The following is a 22,657-nucleotide window of genomic DNA, read 5'->3' on the forward strand; positions in this document are numbered from 1 at the left end:
AGAGGTGAAATGATGTCTGAACGCTTTGATTTTAGTAAAAGAAAAATAAGAGGGTGGAAAAGAAAGGTTAAAGAGATTGAGACTTGGAAAAACTATTATATCCAGTTGGATTTAGCTGTTTTAGAGAAGAATCATAGGGAGTATGTAAAAACTTGGATTCATCCGTTCTACTCTTTAAGGCGTTACTCAATACCCTTTTGGTATAAACGGTTAATTATTGAAGCCCTGCTGGAAATTTATGATTCATGGCAGCAGACAATGGAAACCTACAAGACACCTTATTATTTAAAGGTATGGCTATTTGAAAAGGATTTTATTCGTTCACAGATTGTGGTTAGTTTTAAAGAAATGTATCACTCCTATGATGAGACATTTGAAGAATTGAAGAACAGACAGACGCTCCCGGAGACATTGTTTGTTGAAAAGGCGGCTGAGTTCTCATGGGAAGAAGGTATCCGTGCAGATGTTTGGTATGGGAGCGAATTGCTGGAAGACGTAGCTAGCGGACTTTATTCTGAAGCAGAAGTAGAGTCAATTAAACAGTCAGCGTATCGAATTGAACAAAGAAAAGATGATCGATTGTATCTAGTGAATGGTGATACTGTTTGGGTTGGTACAAAGAAGTGGAAGAAAAAATGAACCAATGTGGTGTAGTAGCGTAAAGATTTATAAATAAGAGCGGCTATAAAAATTAGGGTGTCAGTCAAGTCTCTCCATAAATAAAAGAAACGTCCAAGAGCATAAAAATGTCGGACGTTTCTTTTATTTTAAAGTTTAATTCTGCGGTTCTTTGTAATATTTTAAACCCTGCTTGAAGCAAAAATATGCAACGGCTGAAGTTAACAGCAGCATGGGTACAGTTGAAATCAACTCTCTAAAAATATCTTCATTGGTCCTATAGCTGTCCGGTGATGGCACAATCAGGTATGAGATACTGCTCCAAAAAGATTGGAAGCTAAATAAAAAAGCAATAAAAGAAATTAGAACCACTACCAAAAAAAATACAACAACAAAATTTGCCTTTTTCATTTTTCGTACTCCTTTCTAAAAAATATAAGTTATTCTATCATACTCTGTGAGTGATAGAAAGGATAATTTGACGTGTTGATTCAAATGAGCTGTATAGAAGAAACGGGCTAGAAAAAGAATTAATCCGGCAACGGGGTAAAGATTCGTTCTTTTCCTTGGAAGACCACCAGCTGTTCCACATTGTGTTTTTTCAATAGTGCAGACATTGGGTCAAAGCCTAAACGATAGTCTTCTGCAACATGGGCATCAGACCCCAATGTGAAAAGTTCTCCGCCTAAGGAACGATACAAAGGAATGGCATATTCGTAAAGGTGAGCATTGTTGTATTTAACAAAGCTTTTTGCATTCAGCTCGACAGCCATCTCCAAATCGATAACCTTTTTGAAAATTTCGCTTAGCAAAGTCTCAAACTGCATCAATTCTTCGACAGAAAAGTCAAATTTCCTCAAGCCGTACTCAAAATGGGTGAGAATATCCCCTTCATGGAACCGATCCAGAACCTGATTCATCTGAGTAAAATATTCTTCAGCAACGATAAATTTGTCCTTTGTCAAAACCACATCATCCATATAGTCAAACTGACCATTTTGATGAATACTCATCAATTTTAAATCGTGAGAATGCTGGTTTAGATAGTTCTTAATCGTTTCTTCCTGTCCTGGAACTACACCAATTTCGATTCCCTTTAAAAATACAGTTTCAACCTGATTGCTTAATTCAGCAATTTTTTTTGTATAGGCAGGGTAATCAGGAATGTCGTCTTTGAATTGGGAACAGGGGTTTTTAAGATCAAAATGATCGGTAGAAACGAAAAACTCCGGCTGGTAGGTCAAATAGTTTTCGAAGTGCTCCTCAGAATCAAAAGAAAAGTATGTGTGTAAATGCTGATCATAATAGTTCATAGCTGCTCCTCCTTTTTTTTCTACCTTATCACAGATGAGGCAAAAGGGCGATTTTTTTCTAATGGATGTTTAGAAAAGCCAAAATCTGTCTAGGCTATCAAATGGAGCTTAACATAAACCTTTCAAACTCAATACGATTTTTACAATGTTTACTGGAAATTTTCTTAAAGTTGAATTTCTTTTAACAGTGCTTTGTTAAAGTGAAGTCACTGAGGCTGAATCAAACAGGAATAGCCTCATAGTAAATATCATTGGTTGGCTTTTTTCAAACAAAACAGCAAAAAGAAATGGAGCGAGCAAAAAAATGAAAAACAACAAGAGAAAAGTAATTGGACTGGTTGCTTTAGCTGGGCTAGGGATTGCATTGTCGGGCTGTGGGTCAAAGGACAGTAGTGCGGCAAATCTTTCCTCAGAAGAGGACACTTTGGAAACGATTATTGAAAAGGCAAAAAAAGAAGGTGAGGTTGCCAGTGTGGGGATGCCGGATACTTGGGCAAACTGGATTGGTACCTGGCAGGATATAGAAAAGGCATACGGCTTAACCCATGTAGATACGGATATGTCCAGTGCAGAAGAACTGGCTAAGTTTGAATCTGAAGGGACTAGCGGTACAGCCGATATTGGCGACGTGGGTATTAGCTTTGGCCCGTTGGCAGAAAGCAAAGAACTGACATTACCCTACAAAACCAGCTATTGGGATGAGATTCCCGATTGGGCGAAAGATGATAATGGCGATTGGCTGCTAAGCTATACTGGAACGATTTCCTTTCTAACCGACACGAACAATGTAAAAAAAGCGCCTGAAAGCTGGGCTGATTTACTGAGTGGAGACTATAAAGTTAGTGTTGGCGATGTGACAACTGCCAATCAAGCTCAGTTTGCGGTTTTAGCAGCAGCCGTCGCGAACAATGGCGATGAAAAGAAAATAGAGCCTGGTTTGGCTTATTTTAAAAAGCTTGCGGAGCAGGGCAGACTCTCATCTGTAGACGCAAGTGTAGCAAATTTGGAGAAGGGTGAAGTAGATGTTGCGATTGTCTGGGACTTTAACGGCTTGAATTACCGAGATCAAATTGATGCTAAAAGATTTACGGTAAATGTTCCCAACGATGGTTCTGTAACTAGCGGCTATACAACTATCATCAATAAAAATGCACCCCATCCTAATGCTGCTAAGCTGACTAGAGAGTATATTCTTTCTGATGAAGGCCAAATCAATCTGGCGAGAGGGTATGCCCGGCCAATACGAGAGGTAGAGCTGCCTGCAGAGGTTGCTGAAAAGCTGCTGCCGGATTCTGCGTATCAAGCAGCAGTGCCAGTCAAAGATAATGCAGCATGGGATAAAACATCTGTTGATTTACCTGAGCTGTGGCAATCAGAGGTGTTGGCCTATGCCAAATAAAGACAAACTGATTCTGATTATTCTGGATGGCTGCCGGTATGATACCGCAGCCGCCCAGTGCGGTTTTCTGAATCATTTAGTAGAACACAACCAAGCTGTATTAACGAAGGTACAGGCGGAAATGCCCAGCAATTCCCGACCCCTGTATGAAGTATTAATGACCGGTGTGCCTACCTATAAAAATGGTATCTATACAAATGCCTATAGTCAGCGGTCAACACAGACCTCCATTTTCCAGTTGGTAAAAAACAGTGGTGGAACAACTGGAGCTGCGGCCTATTATTGGTACAGTGAGCTGTATAATCGAGCGCCGTATAATATTCGGGAAGACCGAATTCAACAGGATGCAGACCAGCAGATACAGCACGGGATTTTTTATAGCGAGGATACCTATCCAGATTCTCATTTATTTGCTGACGCCAATTATATTATTAACAGTGATTCACCTGATTTTTTACTCGTTCATTCAATGAATATTGATGATATCGGTCATAAGTACACGGCTGCTTCAAAAGAGTATCAGTGGGCGGTTAATCAGGCAGATAATCTTTTAGGTGAATTTATACCAGCCTGGCTTGAGAAGGGGTATCAGATTATTGTCACTGCCGATCATGGCATGGATGAGTTCGGACTGCATGGCGGCAATCTAGCTGCTCATCGCGAGGTTCCGCTGTATATCTATTCGAAAAAAATCAGCAGAGAGCTACCAGAAATTGTGAAGCAGCTGGAAATAGCGCCGTTAATCTGTTCTTTGTTAGGGATTAAACCTTCTGCTGAAATGGTTGGTTTAGAAATAGCTGTGGAGGGATAAGAATGAATAAGAAGCTGGTTTTACTACCGATGGGTTTTATCTTTGCCGCCTTTCTGATTATCCCATTGTTTTCCATGATTATCGGCAGCTTCCATTCGGACCTGACAGGGCAATGGACACTGTCCAACTACACCACCATTTTCGCAAACGCCTACTATACACAGGCCTTTTGGAACAGCCTGCTTATTGCTTGCCTCTCTAGTGTACTGGGAATTATTGGTGCAGTCATTTTGTGTTTATGTTTAATTAACCTATCCGCAAAGACACAGGAAAAAATCACCTTTGTTTCTAATCTGGCGGCAAACTTTGCCGGAATCCCTTTAGCTTTTTCTTTTATTATTTTACTGGGAAATGTTGGTGTGCTGAAATTGCTGCTGCCGATTTTAGCTGATTTTGAGTTGTACTCATGGTGGGGCTTAACGATTACGTATGTTTATTTTCAGATTCCTTTAGGACTTTTGTTTCTATATCCAAGTATACGGGAAGTAAAAAGAGAATGGCTGGAATCTGTCGAGCTTTTAGGCGCCTCTAAGCTTTACGCCTGGCGAAAGGTAGCTGTGCCTTTTCTGCGTCCGTCCCTTGCCAGCACCTTTGTCATATTGTTTGCCAATGGTATGGGGACTTACGAGACAGCTTATGCCCTGACCAGCAGCAATGTAAACCTCTTAACGATTCGTATCGCTGCTCTGGTGCCCGGCGATGTATTTGCCAAACCAAATCTCGGTAGCGCATTAGCAGTGCTATTTGGATTAATTTTAGTTGGCGGGATGATTCTGATTCAACGAAAAGGGCGGGTGCTGTGGTAATGAAAAAAAGACTTTCAACCGGTATTCTAGTATTGTTTGCCATCTACTATTTCCTGCCGTTGATTGGTACAATTCTTTACGCCAGTTCAACAACTTGGACTAAAACGGTTTTGCCTGATGATTTTACCCTTCACTGGTTTGGACAGCTGTTTTCTGATCAGAAGTTTATTGAAGCAGCAGGCCGTTCACTGCTGTTGGCAGGCTTAGTCTTGGCTGCAATTCTTTTGATTATGATTCCAACCATTATCTGGATTCATTTGTTTTTTCCAAAAATCAGCCGCATGATGGAAAAGTTTGTGCTGCTGCCTTATGCAATTCCCGGGGTTATTCTTATTACAGCTTTGTTAAGAACCTATGCCAAAACCAGTGTGCCGATGTTCATCATCTTGATTGGTGCCCTTTTTATCAGCGCTCTGCCAGTTGTCTTTCTCGGGATTAACAATCAGCTGCGTTTAATTAATATGAAAGAGCTAGTTGATGCTGCGGCAACTTTGGGCGCACCGATGTCGACTATTATTTTTAAAGTTCTATTCCCTAATCTGCGAATCGGCACTACATTAGTATCTTTAATGGTTTTTTCTTCCGTTTTTGGCGAGTACATGCTGACCAATCTTTTGATTGGCGGACGTTTCGAAACTATCCGCATTTATATGATACGGCGAATGAATGAAAACGGTCATTTGGCTAGTGCGGTCATGGTGCTGTATTTAGGCTTTCTTGTAGGGATTGCCCTGTTGACCTTTACGATTACTAATCGTCAGAAAAAGCTGGTAAGACAGCGGCAGACAGCAGCGAAAGAAGAAAAAGCAGTGATGAGAGGAGCCGTGGAAAATGTACTTGAGCATTCGTAATTTGACTTTATTTTTTGGAGAAAAGCAGATTTTGGCAGTTGATGAGATGACTATTGAACAAGGTGAATTAGTCACTCTATTGGGACCCAGCGGTTGTGGAAAATCTACACTGCTGCGTTGTATCACAGGATTAGAGCAGCCAAAAACCGGTACGATTCATTTAGATGGGGAAGAGCTTCAAACAAAGCCGACCAAAGATCGGAATATCGGATTTGTTTTCCAGAATTATGCGTTGTTCCCAACGATGAGTGTGTTTGAAAATGTAGCGTTTGGTTTAAGGGTGAAGAAGCTAAGTAAGGAGGAAATTGACGAACGGGTTTTCAAAATTCTTGATTTGGTAGATATGACAGAGTTTGCTGAAAAGAATGTTCAGCTGCTTTCCGGAGGTCAAAAACAGCGGGTGGCGCTAGCCCGCTCTTTAGTGACGGAGCCCAAGGTTTTATTGTTGGATGAACCGTTAAGTGCTTTGGACGCCCGTATCAGAAAGCAGCTACAACAGGATTTGCGAAGAATTCAACAGGAGCTTCAAATCACCATGATTTTTGTGACCCATGATCAGGAAGAGGCCATGCGGATTAGTGACCGTGTGTTTGTTCTTGATGCTGGAAAGATTGCTCAAAGCTCTTCAGCCGAAGCACTTTATCAGGAACCGGAAAAACCATTTGTCGCCGAATTTATCGGTAACTATAATCGGTTTGAATGGTTTGAACTGACCCGCTATGAAGAAGAACAGGGCAGCTTTGATAATCAGTTTATCTATTATCTGCGTCCGGAACTAATTCAGTTTGAACAGCAAAAAGACTGTTTAAAAATTCCCGTTAAGTTAAAAGAAACATTTATTTTAGGGAACATTCAACGCTATATCTTTGTGACAAAGGATCAAAAAGAAGTCGTGGTCGATCGGCTGAATGACAAATCAGAGAGAAGCATTTCAAAAGCACTCTATGTAAAGCGGGATGATATTCTTAGTGTGCCTATTGAGTTTCAGCCGGAAAGCTTGGCAGAATACAGTTGATTTTCTAGTCAAATACTACAAGCACATCTTCCCCAGTTGTGTGGATTCCCCTAAACATATAAAAGCAAAGTTCAGAAAATCTCTGTATTGTAGAGTTCCTAAAACGATAGAATGTTTTGGATAACTATGAATAAAAGAGGATTCTGACCTGTTTTTTTATCAGAATAGTCGGTGAGTAGTGATAGGCTGCAAAAATAAAATACATAAAAAGGCTTGACCTATAGTCAACTTCAGGGTGTAGGATAAACAATAAGAGCTGAACCCTTAAATCGACTGCAATTGCGTTTATTAAGTAAAAAAATAGGAGGCTTTATTATGGAATATGTAAAATTTGGTAATACAGGTATGGATGTTTCAAAGCTTTGTTTAGGTACGATGGGATTTGGTGATCCAGCCAGTGGCTTTCATGAGTGGGTACTGGAAGAAAAAGAAAGTCTGCCGGTCATAAAAAAAGCATTGGATTTGGGGATTAACTTTTTCGATACAGCGAATATTTATTCCTACGGAGCTAGTGAAGAAATTCTTGGGAAAGGGTTAAAAGATTATGCGAACCGAGATGAAATCGTAGTAGCAACGAAGGCTTACATGAAAATGAAGCAAACACCAAACAGCGGAGGACTTTCCAGAAAAGCACTGTTTCATCAGATTGATCAAAGCTTAAAACGACTGGGTATGGATTATGTAGATTTGTATATCATTCATCGCTGGGATTACCATACACCGATTGAAGAAACGATGGAGGCTCTTCACGACCTTGTGAAATCTGGTAAAGTACGTTATATCGGAGCCTCAGCAATGTATGCTTGGCAATTCGCTAAGGCACAGGCAACAGCAGAGAGAAACGGTTGGACAAAATTTGTTTCCATGCAAAACCATTTGAATTTATTGTATCGGGAAGAAGAAAGAGAAATGCTGCCGCTGTGTGCAGATCAAAAAATCGCAGTAACACCTTACAGCCCGCTGGCAGCCGGACGCTTGACCAGAGACTGGGAAGCGACGACTAAACGCTTTCTAACAGATGAAACGGCGAAATCGAAATACGATACGACTGAAGCTCAGGATAAAGTGATTGTGAAGCGGGTAGCTGAACTTGCTGAAAATCGCGGAGTACTTCGAGCACAGCTTGCATTAGCTTGGCTGCTTCAAAAAGAAGCAGTCGTTGCACCGATTATCGGCGCAACTAAGGAAAGTCATTTGCTGGATGCGTTGCCGGCAATTGACTTGACACTCACTGCGGATGAGGTTGCTTATCTGGAAGAAGCCTATATTCCTCACAGAGTTGTTGGTGCTATCTAACCAGGAAAGAAGTTTTTAGAGATAAAGCTAGCTAAAGCATGTTTCGTGTGTTTTAGCTAGCTTTATTTTTTTACACATTATCTAGTGGAAACAACGTAATAAGCTCTACACCCAAAATCATTTGTGAACACTGATTTTGGTGTAGCGCTTAGAAATTTCAATCATATCTGTACTCACTCTTGGTAAGAAACAACTGTTTTATGTTGAAGGTAAAAAAATTATTAGGAGAAGCATCTGGAAGATACAGAATCTGTAGTAGGATTAACGATAATTTTAGCTCTATCTTTAAAGATTGTGGTCTTTACTCAAACAGGTATCTGCCATAGGTAACATCATCAGGTTCTACATTTTCTAATGGGATGCCTTTTAAGGGAATCCTTAAGTCATCTGGATTGACTCTATCAAATTTTTCATCAAGACATAGTAAAAGATTTTCAAATTTTTCTTCCATACGATTATTTTTAAATTGATCGAGAAGGGTAATTTTTAATTTTTTTCCTTCTGGTACATACACTGCTTTATCAGTGTAAAAGAAAGAATCTATTGCATAAATTTTTAGGCTGATAGAGAGGCTTTTAAATAATTCAATTTCATCGTTTATTTTTTGTCTGATTTTTAAAGATATTCTTTATCCAGTTAGAGAGCATATGTTCATCAGAATTATTAGTAGTTGTCATAATAATTAATCGTCATTATTTCTTAAAATATGTTCCCGGATCTGCATATATTCTGAATAAGCTTCCGCAATCTTTTTTTGACTAATACGTGTCCACTCATCAAGGAGCTTTTTTCTGAGTGCTTCGTAATTTTTATTATCTAAGTCAACATCCATCTCTCCTCCGAAGCCAACGAAATCCTCTAACTTCTCAACAATGCCGTCTTTTCCTGCGTAGGCTAGTTCGTAATCTGCTACAGTAAATGATACCCCTTTGGCAACTAACTCTTCCCAGCCGGTTTCATCACTGAATAGTTTGTTTAAATCTAATCCATCTTGATAATAAATTTCTAATAAAACATGTTTAATTCTAGTTTCCATAGTTAAGTTCCTCTCATTTCAACGGCATTGGAGATAATGAACTAGTTGTATTAAAAAAGAAGAGTAACACTGTAAATATTCGTTTAATCGTAAATAACCTCATTATCCCAGGGTTCATCAACAAACTGGAAATGTTTGGCTTCCTTCAGGCTTATTTCATTTGCTTCTTCAAAGGGGATTGTGAGTAAATTTTTATGTTTTTTCTGAAACTCCTCTAAAGTTAACCAAGTCTTCATTCCATCCTCACTTATCAATCCTTCGACTGTCTTTGCCAATTCTTGAACCATGATGTATAATGCTCGTTTATCTACAGTCAGTATATCAATATGATCTGTTTCAAAATATAAATATTTTTTATCTCTTATTGGGTTTAAAGAAATGTGTTCATCTGGAGTACCTTTTAAGTTTTCTTCACTTGCCCATCTACTATCATTATCCCATTTGTCCCATTTTAAACTAAGAGTATAATTATCCTTCAACCATTCAGAATTTCCTTCGTGGGATAGTTCTAATTCTTTACCAAGAAAGCTATGAAACCACATTTTTTCAGCTAACTCTCTGTAGTCCAAATCAATAACTGGTTGATGTATTTTAATCCATACACGCATTTATCCACACCTTTATTTCTCAGTTTTAGCTTTAAGAATTTGTCTCTTCACTTGCATGTATTCTTCATAGGCTTCATCAATCTTTTTTTGGCTGATTTTATGCCATTCATTAATAAGAATTTTGTTCATCTCTTCATAATCTGTTAAGCTTGATTCAGCATCCATATCTCCCCCAAAGCCGATAGAGTCTTCAATATCCCAAACAATGCCATTCTTGCCTGCGTAGGATAATTCATGTTCAGCAATGGCATATTTTACTGTCCCTTCATGTAATTCATCAATTAGCTTGTGAGATGCCACTAGTTCTTCAACATCTATTTCATCATTAGTAAATAGCTCCAAAAGGACATGTTCTATTTTCATTTTCACTCATCCTTCATTTTTAACGTTTCAAAGTTCTTTTATTAATTAGAGGTGAAGAAAACAAAATTAAACGATTAATAATAAGTGGAAGATTCTTCAAATATTTCCATGCCACTGTTCATTACCTGTCTAATTTTTTCAAGTTCTTCCTTATCCCATTATGGAGTATATTTTTTCCCAGAAGTATTAAAAGCTGGCAGATTATTACCATGAAAAAGTTTGGAATAACAACTACTGTCTTAAGTTATTGGGTATGAAGTATTCAGCTATTTAAAATTTTGAACCTGTGACGATAATGCTACACCTAAATGATTATTAATAAATGCGGTTCTACCTTTTTCGGAAAATTCAATTGTTTCATCTTTTAAAAGGTTGTTCCATGAGAGGGCTGGAATGATTTCAATATAATCAAAGTCTTTAGATGGTTGCTTATAAACAGCAAAGACAAAATGATTATTCAATAAGAACTGTATCATCTTTCTTAGAGTCGTCTTGCTATAAATAGCAAGCCAGTCACTTAAATAAATATCTCCTTGCGCAATCTCTCCTAAAAAGTGTTGAATCTCAGGGTTTACTTGCCTTGTTAAATAAACTGCTTTTGACATAATTGTTAATTTGGCCTCATCTTCACTTGAGTAGCTGGCTACCAAGTTTTCTGATAACGAAGGAATATTAAGTAATCGATTATTTTTATCAGTAAAGCAAATTAGCTGAGAACCAATTTCTATTCTTGGAATTTCCCATTCAGTATCTATTTCTAGAGCAAGAAAGTTATCTAAGTTAGTTGTATCCATCTCTATTTCAGAGCTTATAGAACATTTTAAAAATAACGTATCATCTAATTCTATTTCTATAGCATTAATTAGGGTTAGAATGTCTTTATATGTGTATCTTTGTGTTTGAAGGAGGTCAGAGACAGGAACAGTTAAAGAAAAATCATTATTTAGATTTTTAAGGAAATCTTTATTATAAAGCATATTCGTGCTCTCCTTCCATTATTAGAAGATAACGGCTGAATCTATTTTCATCTGGGATAACTACTGAATAATTTTGCCAGTCGCTCGACATAGGATGATCCAATTTTTCGATAAAATCATAGGGTGAAAGGTTAGGTCTTCTACCAATAACGATTAATGGAGGTTCGATACTTACATCAACCAGTCTCCAAAATTCTTGGTTCCAAACCTGCTTCCTTTCAGAGGTTCCACAGTTAATTCTTCCGATTATTTTTATATCATCTAACTGCTTTTCTGTTATATATTTTTTGATTTTATTCATAGTTACTATTGTATCTAAATAGTTAAAAGTCTCTTTATCGATAAAAAAATCTAGGTGTTCCGTTGCAATAGTAGAATTACTTTGAAAAAAAGATACAATGAATTCTTCAATTTTATCCATTTCTTTCCTCGCTTTATAAGTTATTTAGGAATTCCCCAACCAATTTTTTGTAACCATTTCAATATTTTTTTTGTTATCTGAGGTGGCTGTCCACTGGAGTTATGCCCCCATGACCCATCCTTATTTAAAGTCCATCTAGAATCATCAAAGTGAATATGATCTTGTGCGTCTTCAACATCGCTAAAACCTTTGTCAACACGTTTGATACCATTAGGAGATTTACCCAATTTTATTTGTTCATTTATTTGATTCACCGATATATAACTAATCTCTATTTCAAGTAACCCAGTGTCTTGGTTAATAGCTATAATAGTGCCTAAACCAATTCCTGTAGCAATTGAAGTGACAGCTTCTATACTTTCTAATGATAAACCATTGGAAAGTGAAATTGAACCAAAGTTATTACCATCAAATAAAACAAATAATTGGTTTCCTAACATTCCGATTACATCTTTAATAGTAAAAGCTTTTCCTCCCATTGTGAAGGTTTTACCAATTAATAAGAAAAACTGGTATAATTTATCATTATCAATTTTTTCTCGTAATAAATTCAGCGCTTGTTTTTTTGCTGAGTCATTATAAATTTTAGTTAATTTTTCATCATAAATTCCATTGTTGTAAACTTCATACGTTGTACCGCCCAATGCATTTTTACCTATTCTTACTTCTAACTGAGCTTTTTTTTCATAATTCTGCTCCCGTTCCTGCCACTTCTCCTGAATTGGCTTGACCCAGGTCATATCCAGCTTGGTGATATCAAACGTACCAGAAGCCGCATGCCAAGCACCGCCTTTTTCTAAAGCGTCTACGCCTCGGTTTAGGTTTTCTATATTGGTGAGTGCCTCGTTAAAGATATCGGCAGAGACACTGTTGAACTCATAGAGCTTCTGGAGACGTTCCTCCAGGACGGCAATGCCTTCCTGCATCCGCATGTAGGCTCGCTCCATCCGTATATTCTGCTTTTCTTCTTTGTTCAGGACATCAGCGTAGGCTCTCAAAATATTTTGTCCTTCTTGAATCTGTTCTCTTAGCCGGTCTTCCTCGATATCTCCGCCGCCGACTATTTCCTGAAACTTCGCAGGAAACTTAGTATGAGCCTCAATCATTGATTCGGCCACTAAAATCATCCCGCTGGCGATAGGCGGATAAACTGCCCCAAAATAATTGCGGGCAGAGTCATAGGTTTTTCCAGATAATGGCGCCCGAAGATAGGCGTTAATGGCATCCTTGAGGATACCGGCGTTTTGTCGGTGTTCGTTGGCTATCTGAATCGCTTCATTGGTCTGTGCTTCAATTTCTCCCACAAAAAAACTAAGTCCCATGTTCATCCTCCCTTTTTTCTCCTATAAATAGCTGTCGCCTTGCCGCTAACAGGTCTTCTTCTTGCTTGGCTAAGTCCTTGACAGTCTGCTGCAGCGTTTCGCTATCTGTTTCGATGGTCAATAGATTGGCTCGATGAGACTGAAACAGGTCATCCTCCAGCTCTGAGAAAAACTGTTGGGTCTGTTCGGTATGGCTGTAGAGAACATCCAACAGAAAGGTTTCCTGATGGGTAGCTAGCCGGCGATAATCTTGTTCCAGCTCTTCCAGCCGCCATTGCTTCTTTCGTATGTCTGCCTGTGTTTGGGTAACGATGGTTAGCTGTTGGGCAATGTTTTCTTCTGTTTGTGCCATTTTAGAACCTGCCTTTTCTTGGACCAGGCAGAATGCTCAAACCATCAAAGCCTTTGCTTTGCTGCTGATCGATGGCCGCAAATTCCTGAGAGACAGAATGAATGCTGTTGCCGTCTCTGGCTAAGCCATTAGACACCCGTTGACCGATGCTGGAAGACAGTTGGATTGTTTGCTGGGCCTGCCGATTGCCTGCAATCATGGTTTTACTTGCCAGTGCCCCAGGCGATGAGGTACTGTTCAGCGCACTGGCCGCCTGGCTCATCTGTTGAGAAACAGCTCCCGCAACACCTAAATTATTCGTCATTTGACTCATTTTGCTCACTCCTTAATGATAAAATATTTCGTATTATTATTTTAGTTTATCATAGGTAAAGTAGTGAATATTATCAGATTTTTAGGGAAAATCGGATATTTTAGATAATCTCTTTGACCATTAAAAAGAAAATAAAAGAAATTTTGTCATTTTTTGAAACGTTTTGCCTCTTACTGCGTCATAGTGATGTGGACATAAAAAGGAGGTAAAAAAATGACAAAAAAAGATATTGAAATAAATTGTATCTGTAAGAGTCATAAAGCAAGAAAAATACTAAAAAACATTTCGTTTACTGCGGAAGCTGGAAAAATCACTGCGTTTCTTGGTGAAAATGGCGCTGGAAAAAGTTCAACATTACGAATCTTGCTGGGACTGGATCGTCAGCAGTCAGGATCCGCAACGTTTTCAGGTAGAAAATATGCTGAAATGACTATGCCGCTAAAAACGGTAGGGGCAGTTTTTGACGGTATCGGGGGTATTCCTTCTCGTAAGGTGAGAACTCATCTAAAAATCATTGCCCAAAGCAACAGTATTCCAAAAGAGAAAATAGCAGAGGTACTGAAGCAGGTTGGTTTGTCTGACAAAAAGCAGGCAAGACTGGAGACTTTATCTTTGGGAGAGGGACAGCGGCTAGGCTTGGCAGCTGCTCTGCTGGGCGACCCGCAATACTTGGTGCTGGATGAGCCGCTGAATGGGCTGGATCCAAGCGGTATTCGCTGGCTGAGAAAGCTGCTTCGAAGACTGGCTAAAGAAGGAAAGACCATTTTACTTTCTTCGCACATTTTGTCAGAGGTGGAGGAGCTAGCAGATAAGGCAGTGATTATTCATCAGGGAGAGCTTGCAGCTTCGTGGGAACTGACCGCAATGAGACAAGAAGAGAAATCACTAGAAGAAATCTTTTTCTCGCTAACGGAGCAGGAGGAAACAGAATGAGGGGATTAAAAACAGAAATTTACCGAATCGTAACTAGTAGAAGCTGTAAAAGAGCATTTTTCTTTTTGCTGGCTATGCAGCTGCTGCTGGCAAAAATTGATGCTGGAAACATAATAGCACTTGGCAGACATGACACACCTGAGACGAATCCTGAATTAGCTTCAGTGATGCCTACTGTTGAATACTATGGCTTTGACGCATTGGCCTATGGCATCATTGTTTTACTTGTTTTTGGCGCTGTCAGCGGAGCGGAAAATTTTAAGCATCATGAACTGCGGACCGCTTTTCTGTATCAGGGCAATCGCCGGCTACTGACTTTGTACAAGCTGGCTGCCTTTCTGTTTGTTGCAACAGGTATCTCTTTTTGTGCAATTTTTACAACCGTCTCTATCACCCATTTTTTTCTAGGGAACGAAGGTTTGCACCCCGTACTGTTAAGTAGTATTAGCTGGCAATTCATTCTTTACGGCGTATTGGCATGGACGCTACTCGCTTTTCTGGCTTTTCTTTTAGGTCTGTTATTTAAAAATGTGGCAGCGCCTTTATTACTGCTGATTCCTCAGGTTGTAGGTCTGGGAGTTGTCCTGCTGCATTACTGGAACTTTGGGAAATATTTACCGGTTGCCGCAAGCTATGCAATCTATTCCACACCAACTGGAATGATGGCACATAGCCCTTTAATGGGGACCGTTACGTTGCTGCTGTGGATTTTACTCCTGTTCCCTAGTGGCTTTCGTTCTTTGTCTAGACAAGAAATTGGAGGGCGTTACTGATGGGCCCTATTATAAAAAGTGAATGGACAAAATTTTCCTCTGCTCACTGGTGTTTATTTGGTCTATTGTTGACGTTGAGCCTGCCTGCCGTAATTCTGCTTTTTAAGAACAGCAGTTTGACAGCAGAGGACAGCTGGTCAGCATCAGAGCTCATGGTCCAAAGCAGGCAGGTGTTATTTCAAGGACAGGCTGGATTGATTGTATCTGCCGCTTATTTCTTCGGTCAAGAGTATAGCTTTCATAGTTTACGGACCACCTTGCTAACAGAACCCTCCCGAAAAAAGGTTCTGCTTGCAAAGTACCTGCTTCTTTCTGTGGTGGGAATAGGTGCATCGCTTTTATCAGGAATCATTTGTGTCCTCTTGCTGTCTACTCTGAATGAATTGCCTTTCTCAACAGCTTTTCTACTTCACAGCTTATTGGAATTTTTCCCTGTGTTACTAAGTGCCTTGCTGCTTACCTGGCTGACTGGGGCTTTAGCAATTACCTTTAAATCATTTATGCTGCCCTTTGTTTTGCTGATTTCTCTGCTTTTAGGCTTTAGCCAAATGCTGCTGGCAATGACTGAATGGGCAAAATTTTTACCGGATATAGCTGTTATGAACTTATTTCTTGATGAGTCTTCTCCATTTTTTCTGGAGGTAGAAACAGGTGTCATTTGTCAATTTCTCTGGGTCTTTGTTTTTGGCTTTTATTCCAGCTGGCAGTGGCTGGTGAGAGATGTCCGTTAAATAAAGGTTGCGATTGGATTTATAAGAAGGGGAATGCGGATGGACCTCGTTTATTCAATAGGATTTATATATAATAAAAGATAGGTGTGATGGAGGTGAGAAAAATAAAGGACTTTGAAACAGTGTATATGGAACATTTTGCCGATGTGTATCGGTTTATCTTATCCTTATGCCGAGATGAACAACTAGCTGAGGAAATCACCCAGGAAACATTTTTTAAAGCGCTAAAAAAAATCGACGAGTTTAAAGGGAATTGTAAGCTGTCTGTCTGGTTGTGTCAGATTGCTAAAAATACTTATTTTTCTCATCAGAGAAAAAAGCAGCCGGAGCCATTGGAAAGAGCTGTTGAGGTGTTAGGTGCTTCGTCGGCTTTGCAGGAAAGCATGGTCGCAAAGGAATCCTCGGAACAGCTTCACTATCATCTCCATCATTTAAAAGAGCCCTATAAAGAAGTCTTTACACTGCGTGTGTTTGGGGAGCTATCCCATGGGCAAATCGCAGCACTATTTGGAAAAAATGAAAGCTGGGCACGGGTGATTTTTTACCGGGCAAAAAAACAATTGCAGGAGGCGATGAAATGAAGGTATCATGTGAAGTAATCAGAGATTTACTGCCGCTATATGCTGAAAATGTCTGCAGTGAAGAAAGCCGCAGCATAGTTGAAGAGCATTTGGCGGATTGTGCTCAGTGTCGGATAGAACTGGAGCAGATGGAAGCACAGACGCCCTTTTTGTTTCAGGAAGAAAACCTGAATGAAGCGCAGGCTGTAAAAGATATATCAAAAAAATGGCAGCGGGGCATGCTTGCTTCGTTAATCAGAGGTAGTCTAGTGACATTGATTGTTGTAGCGGTTCTGGCACTGCTGATTTTACTGTTTGTAGATGTTAGTTTTGTGAATAAGTGATGCTCTTTTTGATACAGCTAGTGAGCTTGAGAAAGATATAAAAGACAAAGATACTCGGCTTAAATGATGTTGAGCCAATGATTAGATAAAAAATGGCGCACGAAATATGTTGCTGGAGGTTGAATGAAATGTTATATCTTATACGTCAAGGAGAAACAGAGTGGAATGCACTAAAAAGATTTAATGGGCGGACGGAAACAGAGTTAAATCAAAAGGGGGTTGCTCAAGCCAGAGAACAAGCTGAAAAGCTCAGGGATGTCGCTTTCGATTGCTGCTTTTGCAGTCCGCAAAAACGGGCACGTCAAGCAGGGGAAATCATTTGTGGAGATAAGCTCATATTTGACGAACGGTTAATGGAAATTGATTGTGGCGAGTTTGAGGGGACTGAGGAAACAAGTGAGAGACTCAAGCAGTTTTGGCAGGCTGTAATGACTGGTAAGCAGAAAACAGAGAATTATAAGGATTTCATGCAGAGGAACAGTGAATTTTGTACAATGATTATGGAAAAGTATCGAGAGCAAACAGTCTTAGTGGTCACTCATGCGGCAAATGCCCGCGTAATTAATTACTATTTTAGCGGACAACCTAAGAATTATGATTTCAAAACAGGAGTGGCACGTTCGGGAGAAATTCTTGTATTCGACTATTAAGAAAACTGCTGAAACAGGATGATATTTCCTAATAGTGACCAACTAGACACGAGAGTAACAGCTCCTGTTTCAGCGAATACGGTAATAGCTTGTATTAACTTTTTTCACTTGGACAGGAAATCTTTCACCTTCCAATAAACCTAACCAACGGGAAAAATCTTTTTGTGGCATATTCAACTGATTAAGGAGTTCATCAGTGGGAATTTCTTCCCCTTGTTCATAGTTTTGAAGTAGAAGAATTAAATCTTTCAAGGCATTGCCGGAAGACTTTGCTGTTGTCGGTGCCCCTATCGCTTCAAGCTTAAATCCGGATTTTTTCAGGGCATCAATCAGCTTCTGATTGTCCTCTTCATACAATGGAAGATCAGCTTTTGAAAAGGCAGCCAGACGTTTTAGAAAACTGCTGCTGCATTGCTTTTTCAATCCCCGGTTAATAAAAAGATTATAGTAGCGTCTGGGAAAACGAATGCCTTTTTCAACACTGGCCAGGATTAAATCAACCCCTCGGTCCAGCTGATGAATACCAGCTTGTACCTGTTGCGCAATGTGAGGTGCTATCCCTAAATGCTGAGCAAAATGTGTTGAGCCTAATGCTAATGTTTCGCCAGTTTTTTCAGAGGTAAGGAGAAATTGATATTTCAGCTCACGACCGCAACGACAAAAAAGCCGTCCTTCTTCTCCATGAGGATACAGCGGATTTTCTTTAAAATCGACAAAGAGCCACTCTTCATCCTTCAAAAAATTTTCAGTCAGGAATAAGGACTGCATTTGATACTTCTTAAACTGCTGAAGGGTTTCCTGCTGAAGAGTAGTCAAATTTTGCCAAAGCTGCTGCCGCTGCTCACGAGTCAAGTCGATAGCCATAAATACACCTCCTATGATAATAATAGGATAACGCGAAAAAAGACCAATGTAAATTGCCATTTCGACTTATATAGGAACAACTAGTCGAATGGTACGCGTACGAAGCTAGAACTGAATTTTGAAGAAATTCACTACCATATATTTGAGCTAGCTGCCAGTTCGACTTGTGCAGGAACCTCTAGTCGAATGGTACACGTACGAAAATAAAACTGATTGCGCCGAGCAATCCATTCAGAAACATCCCCTTCATTCTTGGGGAGAATAAAAAAACAAATACATAAACTGTTTAAACTTATTAAAGTTATCAGCTATTTTAACTAAAAGAGAGGCACGATATGTCATACAAACGAGTAAAAATGATTGGGGCTTACTGTCCTAACTGTCAGCGGAAATTGGATATTCTATTAAGTGAATATGAGCAAAATAAAGTATGTATTTGTTTTCGCTGCCGTACTCTTTATGAGTTTGATGGTGAGAAGCTACAGAAGCTTGGCCTAAGTAAGCAAATAACCCTACAGGAAAAATTAGTATTGGAGCCTTTGGTTAAAGCGCTGCCTGAGCAACATCGGTACAAGGGACGGGGGAGCCAGCTTCGGCAAAAAGATCAGAGCTTTGAACGGGCATGGCTAAGTTTGGCAGAATATGAAAGACAATTCGGTGAACCTTTAGGCTTTGGTAAATGTGATCTTCGTGCAGATGCTGCGAGTTGTAAATGGTGTGGGAAAGAGCTGCCGAAAGGGCGCCGTTCTTTTTGTAAAGACAGTTGTTCCCGAAATTACTCTCAGGCGACATTCACTAAAAGACATATGGCAAGTGTTCCTTACAGAATTGCCTGCCGTGACCGTTTCTATTGTCAAATCAGCGGTGCTGATTTAGCGCAATACAATCGCCACGGGATTCGTATTCCGGCAAGTAATGGCGAGCTGGCTATTCATCATCTGATTTTTGTTTCCCGCAAAGGTACCGATTATGAACAGAACCTACTTACTGTTTCAATCGATGTTCATAAAGCATATCATGCCGGAGAGGCTGAGATTGTAAAACAGGTACACCGAATTCTTGAGCAGCGCAGGGCAATTCATAGTGAAAAAATGCAGTTTGAATGATTCTTTTTATTGTTTATAAATGTCAATTTTTTTGTTATTTTTTTCAAATGAGAATTCTAAATTTTGAAAGATATTTTTCGAGTTTCATCATGAAGAATTTAGCATTTTACATCGCTTTATGGTATCTATTTTAGGTTGATGAAAAAAATAAATATAACTGCTGTTTTTTTATTAGGTTTGTGTTTTTTATTTCAGCTCTTTTTACAAAAATATTAGCTATCCAATTAGTTAGCTATTGACAAAAAAATGGGAATGTGAAAAAATACGGTCATAATAAAATACGACTTAAGCTTTGTTCGCCGGAACAGAGCTTGTAGAAAGTCAGCCAGACGAACCTTAGGCTTTATGGTTCGTCTGACTGACTTTTTTTGTTTGGGAGGTTTTAGGCATGATGAAGGAACAAGAAAAAATATTAACTAACTGGGAGACAGACGGAACCTTAGGACTTACCGAAGCGCAGGCTAAGGAAAGACTGCTGCAGTATGGAGCGAACACCATTAGCCAAGAGCAAAGCAAGCATTTTTTTACATATTTGCTTGCGGCACTGAAGGATATCACGATAATTATTTTGTTAATTGCGACTGTCTTGTCCAGTTATGTTGCTTTTACAGCCCATCCGGATGATTTTACTGAGCCCATCGTTATTTTCGGTATTGTTTTATTAAATATATTTCTGTCTGTCCGTCAGCAGAAAAAAGCGGAAAAATCGATGGAGGAATTGAAGAGTTATAATCTTCCAAAAAGCAGAGTCATACGGGAGGGCAGGAGTATTGAAGTAGAGAGTACAGACATTGTTCCCGGTGATATTCTGGATTTAACTTTGGGAGACCGGGTGCCTGCTGATGCTCAGTTGTTGGAAAGTGTTCAGTTGAGTGTGGAAGAATCATTTCTAACAGGGGAAAGTGAGCCTAGTGAGAAGGACGAGCACTATCAATCGACAGAAAAGGACAGTATTGGAGATCAGAAAAATCGACTGTTTTCCGGCTCTTTGATTGTTAACGGCCGAGGTAAAGCAGTTGTGACAGCGACTGGACGGCAATCAGAAATCGGCAAAATATCGAGCTTACTTTCTGAAGAAAAAGCTGTATTAGCACCTTTGCAGATAAAAATGCAAAAATTAGGCAAGGTACTGGGATTGGTCGCTATTGGTTCGGGGCTATTAGCTATCTTGATTGGTCTTTTAAGAGGATACCCATTAGAAGTGACGATTATGACCGCTATATCAATGTCGGTAGCTGCCATTCCAGAGGTTTTGCCTGTAGTTGTTACTATTTCTCTATCTTACGGTATCAGCAACATGGCAAAGCATAATACTGTTGTGCGAACACCGACGGCTGTAGAAACAATCGGAAATGTCTCAGTTATTTGTTCGGATAAAACAGGCACGATTACTGAAAACAAAATGACAGTTAAAAAGCTTTGGGCGTTTGGAGAAGCGTCTGCTGCTATCGAAAATACGCTGACGCAGAAACAGAAGGAACTATTAATTCTTTTCTATTTATCTAGTAATATCAGCGGAGATCCTGAAGCTGTGGGCAATCCAACCGAGCGTGCAATTGCCAAGCTAGTGGAAAAGCGTCTTGAACAAAAAGAGCTGGAGCGGCTGGCGGAGACCTATCAGCGTGTACATGAAATTCCCTTCGATTCAAAAAATAAACGAATGACTACCGTTTATAAAATAGCTCACCGCTATATTTCAATCACCAAAGGAGCAGTAGACCGACTGCCGTTGTCTAAAGAATCAGAGAAAGCCTCTAAAGATATTCAAGCCTATCATGATGAACTAGCTGGTCAGGCATACCGAGTGCTGGGGGTGGCATATAAAGAATTTGCCGTAGCTCCAAGTACCTTTACGCCAGAGTATCTAGAAAAAGATTTAACCTTTGCTGGTCTTGTAGGGATTATTGATCCGCCGAGAAAAGAAAGCTATCAGGCAGTAGCGGTTGCCAGAAAAGCTGATATTCGAACAATCATGATTACAGGCGATCATTTGCTAACTGCTAAAAAAATTGCTGCAGATGTCGGTATTCTAACTGATGGTACCAAGGCAATGACTGGAGCTGAACTAGGAGGCTATACAGAACAGGAATTAGCTGAGATTATTCATGAGTATCGAGTATTTGCGAGAACCTCGCCGGAAGATAAGATTCGAATTGTCAAAGCGCTGCAAGGAAATAATGAAATTGTCGGAATGACTGGAGACGGTGTGAATGATGCGCCGGCACTAAAAGCCGCAGATGTAGGGATTGCAATGGGCAGCGGAACCGAAGTAGCCAAGGAAGCAGCAGATATGATTCTTCTGGATGACAACTTTGCTACGATTGTAGAAGCTGTTAAAGAAGGACGGCGGGTTTACAGCAATATTCGTAAATCGCTTTATGCGATGCTGGGCTGTAATATTTCAGCCTTAACCATTGTTCTGATTTCCATGCTGTTGGGCTGGGGTGCGCCGGTTACGGCGATTCAGCTACTGATTATCAAGGTAGTAGCGGATGGGATTCCCGGTTTTAGCTTATGTGTGGAGCCTTCAGAAAAGAATAGTATGAAACAACAGCCGGTTTCTAAGGGCAGCAGTATTTTTGCTGATGGCTTATTGAAAAAAATTATTGATATTTCCATAGTTTTTACTATTTTGACGTTGCTATCTATTTATGCCGGCCGCTATCCTATTTTTGGAATATCTGATGACCATCTGACAGCTAATACCATGACCTTTTTGGTTTTGGGACTAACTACGATTATTCATATGTATAATTGTCGAAGCAAAGATTCAATTTTTACAATTGGCTTGTTGACGAATAAGCTGCTGCTTGGAACGACAGCAGCAGGGGCGTTACTGCTTATCCTATTAGTAGCACTTCCTCAGACAGCGAGTGTGCTACATTTTGCTCCGTTGAATTTTTATCAATGGCTGATTGTGCTGGGCTTATCCGTCATGCCTCTTGTGTACGTAGAGGTAAAGAAATTAGGGCGTAGTAGATATGAGCGAAGTCTAGAAACACTATAACTATTTGTCTTAAACTTCAGTATTCTGGTTTGAAGCTCTACTTATAAGCTATAGATTGGCTTCTGTATAGCTGATAAACAGCTGCTTTTACGCTGCAGCGACAGGAGATAGCTGACCAATTTTTGGGCGGAAGGAGGTTCTCAGAAGACGAAAGCTTTGTTATACTAGAGAGGTAAAAAATAAATAGT

At 39.7% G+C, this 22,657-nt stretch carries 27 protein-coding genes; 15 read left to right on the forward strand and 12 right to left on the reverse strand.

The genetic code is table 11. From position 1 onward, the window contains the following. Positions 1-12 precede the first annotated feature (12 nt). Positions 13-639, forward strand: a complete 627-nt coding sequence (locus tag ACYSNQ_RS12235) for a hypothetical protein (protein WP_426083739.1) — start codon at positions 13-15, stop codon at positions 637-639. Between the two features lie 135 nt (positions 640-774). Here ACYSNQ_RS12235 and ACYSNQ_RS12240 read toward each other — a convergent pair whose 3' ends face one another. Both ACYSNQ_RS12240 and ACYSNQ_RS12245 read right to left on the reverse strand, forming a co-directional pair. Beyond that, on the reverse strand, positions 775-1,029 hold the full coding sequence (locus ACYSNQ_RS12240) for a hypothetical protein (RefSeq protein WP_426083741.1): 255 nt from the start codon (positions 1,027-1,029) through the stop codon (positions 775-777). A 119-nt stretch (positions 1,030-1,148) separates the two neighbouring features. Then, positions 1,149-1,931, reverse strand: a complete 783-nt coding sequence (locus tag ACYSNQ_RS12245; RefSeq protein ID WP_426083743.1) for a PHP domain-containing protein — start codon at positions 1,929-1,931, stop codon at positions 1,149-1,151. Between the two features lie 304 nt (positions 1,932-2,235). Between ACYSNQ_RS12245 and ACYSNQ_RS12250 the strand changes: the two genes are divergently transcribed. The 6 genes from ACYSNQ_RS12250 (at position 2,236) to ACYSNQ_RS12275 (ending at position 8,109) form a co-directional block, all read left to right on the forward strand. Then, positions 2,236-3,330, forward strand: coding sequence for an ABC transporter substrate-binding protein (locus tag ACYSNQ_RS12250; protein ID WP_426083745.1), 1,095 nt, complete (start codon positions 2,236-2,238; stop codon positions 3,328-3,330). After that, complete coding sequence (locus ACYSNQ_RS12255) at positions 3,320-4,141, forward strand: alkaline phosphatase family protein (protein ID WP_426083747.1); 822 nt, start codon at positions 3,320-3,322, stop codon at positions 4,139-4,141. The genes ACYSNQ_RS12250 and ACYSNQ_RS12255 overlap by 11 nt, the downstream gene beginning before the upstream one ends. Positions 4,142-4,143: 2 nt before the next feature. Continuing rightward, on the forward strand, positions 4,144-4,947 hold the full coding sequence (locus ACYSNQ_RS12260; RefSeq protein WP_426083750.1) for an ABC transporter permease: 804 nt from the start codon (positions 4,144-4,146) through the stop codon (positions 4,945-4,947). Then, entirely contained in the window at positions 4,947-5,798 is an 852-nt protein-coding gene (locus tag ACYSNQ_RS12265) for an ABC transporter permease (RefSeq protein ID WP_426083752.1), read from the forward strand. Before ACYSNQ_RS12260 ends, ACYSNQ_RS12265 begins: the two co-directional genes overlap by 1 nt. Continuing rightward, positions 5,779-6,813: an ABC transporter ATP-binding protein gene (locus tag ACYSNQ_RS12270; RefSeq protein WP_426083754.1), complete on the forward strand. Its 1,035-nt coding sequence runs from the start codon at positions 5,779-5,781 to the stop codon at positions 6,811-6,813. The genes ACYSNQ_RS12265 and ACYSNQ_RS12270 overlap by 20 nt, the downstream gene beginning before the upstream one ends. 315 nt (positions 6,814-7,128) lie before the next feature. After that, the gene (locus tag ACYSNQ_RS12275; protein ID WP_426083756.1) at positions 7,129-8,109 is read left to right on the forward strand and encodes an aldo/keto reductase; all 981 of its coding nucleotides are present in this window, start codon (positions 7,129-7,131) and stop codon (positions 8,107-8,109) included. A 301-nt stretch (positions 8,110-8,410) separates the two neighbouring features. Here the strand turns inward: ACYSNQ_RS12275 and ACYSNQ_RS12280 are convergent, their stop codons facing one another. The 9 genes from ACYSNQ_RS12280 to ACYSNQ_RS12320 form a co-directional block, all read right to left on the reverse strand. Continuing rightward, positions 8,411-8,623: a hypothetical protein gene (locus ACYSNQ_RS12280; protein WP_426083758.1), complete on the reverse strand. Its 213-nt coding sequence runs from the start codon at positions 8,621-8,623 to the stop codon at positions 8,411-8,413. 168 nt (positions 8,624-8,791) lie between these two features. Next, a complete protein-coding gene (locus tag ACYSNQ_RS12285; RefSeq protein ID WP_426083760.1) occupies positions 8,792-9,145 on the reverse strand; it encodes a hypothetical protein in 354 nt (117 codons plus the stop codon). Between the two features lie 83 nt (positions 9,146-9,228). Beyond that, the gene (locus ACYSNQ_RS12290) at positions 9,229-9,753 is read right to left on the reverse strand and encodes a hypothetical protein (protein ID WP_426083762.1); all 525 of its coding nucleotides are present in this window, start codon (positions 9,751-9,753) and stop codon (positions 9,229-9,231) included. A 12-nt stretch (positions 9,754-9,765) separates the two neighbouring features. Next, positions 9,766-10,116 (reverse strand): hypothetical protein, encoded by a 351-nt coding sequence (locus ACYSNQ_RS12295; RefSeq protein ID WP_426083764.1) that lies wholly within the window; start codon positions 10,114-10,116, stop codon positions 9,766-9,768. A gap of 266 nt (positions 10,117-10,382) precedes the next feature. Then, positions 10,383-11,093: a hypothetical protein gene (locus ACYSNQ_RS12300; RefSeq protein WP_426083765.1), complete on the reverse strand. Its 711-nt coding sequence runs from the start codon at positions 11,091-11,093 to the stop codon at positions 10,383-10,385. Further along, positions 11,083-11,514, reverse strand: a complete 432-nt coding sequence (locus tag ACYSNQ_RS12305) for a hypothetical protein (RefSeq protein ID WP_426083767.1) — start codon at positions 11,512-11,514, stop codon at positions 11,083-11,085. The genes ACYSNQ_RS12300 and ACYSNQ_RS12305 overlap by 11 nt, the downstream gene beginning before the upstream one ends. A gap of 20 nt (positions 11,515-11,534) precedes the next feature. Next, positions 11,535-12,836 carry a T7SS effector LXG polymorphic toxin gene (locus tag ACYSNQ_RS12310; RefSeq protein ID WP_426083769.1) on the reverse strand — a complete coding sequence of 434 codons (1,302 nt, stop codon included), beginning with the start codon at positions 12,834-12,836 and terminating at the stop codon, positions 11,535-11,537. Further along, a complete protein-coding gene (locus ACYSNQ_RS12315; RefSeq protein ID WP_426083771.1) occupies positions 12,826-13,188 on the reverse strand; it encodes a hypothetical protein in 363 nt (120 codons plus the stop codon). The genes ACYSNQ_RS12310 and ACYSNQ_RS12315 overlap by 11 nt, the downstream gene beginning before the upstream one ends. Position 13,189: 1 nt before the next feature. Further along, positions 13,190-13,501: a TIGR04197 family type VII secretion effector gene (locus ACYSNQ_RS12320; protein WP_426083773.1), complete on the reverse strand. Its 312-nt coding sequence runs from the start codon at positions 13,499-13,501 to the stop codon at positions 13,190-13,192. 213 nt (positions 13,502-13,714) lie between these two features. Between ACYSNQ_RS12320 and ACYSNQ_RS12325 the strand changes: the two genes are divergently transcribed. The 6 genes from ACYSNQ_RS12325 to ACYSNQ_RS12350 all read left to right on the forward strand — a co-directional run bounded on the left by ACYSNQ_RS12325 (position 13,715) and on the right by ACYSNQ_RS12350 (position 17,492). Continuing rightward, a complete protein-coding gene (locus ACYSNQ_RS12325) occupies positions 13,715-14,434 on the forward strand; it encodes an ABC transporter ATP-binding protein (RefSeq protein ID WP_426083775.1) in 720 nt (239 codons plus the stop codon). Continuing rightward, complete coding sequence (locus ACYSNQ_RS12330) at positions 14,431-15,207, forward strand: ABC transporter permease (protein ID WP_426083777.1); 777 nt, start codon at positions 14,431-14,433, stop codon at positions 15,205-15,207. The genes ACYSNQ_RS12325 and ACYSNQ_RS12330 overlap by 4 nt, the downstream gene beginning before the upstream one ends. Beyond that, positions 15,207-15,938: an ABC transporter permease gene (locus ACYSNQ_RS12335; protein WP_426083779.1), complete on the forward strand. Its 732-nt coding sequence runs from the start codon at positions 15,207-15,209 to the stop codon at positions 15,936-15,938. The genes ACYSNQ_RS12330 and ACYSNQ_RS12335 overlap by 1 nt, the downstream gene beginning before the upstream one ends. A gap of 95 nt (positions 15,939-16,033) precedes the next feature. Further along, complete coding sequence (locus ACYSNQ_RS12340) at positions 16,034-16,519, forward strand: RNA polymerase sigma factor (protein WP_426083781.1); 486 nt, start codon at positions 16,034-16,036, stop codon at positions 16,517-16,519. Next, a complete protein-coding gene (locus ACYSNQ_RS12345) occupies positions 16,516-16,842 on the forward strand; it encodes a zf-HC2 domain-containing protein (protein WP_426083783.1) in 327 nt (108 codons plus the stop codon). Before ACYSNQ_RS12340 ends, ACYSNQ_RS12345 begins: the two co-directional genes overlap by 4 nt. 128 nt (positions 16,843-16,970) lie before the next feature. Continuing rightward, a complete protein-coding gene (locus ACYSNQ_RS12350; protein ID WP_426083785.1) occupies positions 16,971-17,492 on the forward strand; it encodes a histidine phosphatase family protein in 522 nt (173 codons plus the stop codon). A gap of 69 nt (positions 17,493-17,561) precedes the next feature. Here the strand turns inward: ACYSNQ_RS12350 and ACYSNQ_RS12355 are convergent, their stop codons facing one another. Beyond that, positions 17,562-18,356: a hypothetical protein gene (locus ACYSNQ_RS12355; RefSeq protein ID WP_426083787.1), complete on the reverse strand. Its 795-nt coding sequence runs from the start codon at positions 18,354-18,356 to the stop codon at positions 17,562-17,564. A gap of 335 nt (positions 18,357-18,691) precedes the next feature. On the opposite strand from ACYSNQ_RS12355, the gene ACYSNQ_RS12360 reads away from it, so the two are divergent. Continuing rightward, positions 18,692-19,462, forward strand: coding sequence for a hypothetical protein (locus ACYSNQ_RS12360; protein WP_426083789.1), 771 nt, complete (start codon positions 18,692-18,694; stop codon positions 19,460-19,462). A 388-nt stretch (positions 19,463-19,850) separates the two neighbouring features. Beyond that, entirely contained in the window at positions 19,851-22,469 is a 2,619-nt protein-coding gene (locus ACYSNQ_RS12365; protein ID WP_426083791.1) for a cation-translocating P-type ATPase, read from the forward strand. The last annotated feature ends 188 nt before the right edge of the window (positions 22,470-22,657 follow it).

Source organism: Enterococcus sp. LJL51, from assembly GCF_054871795.1.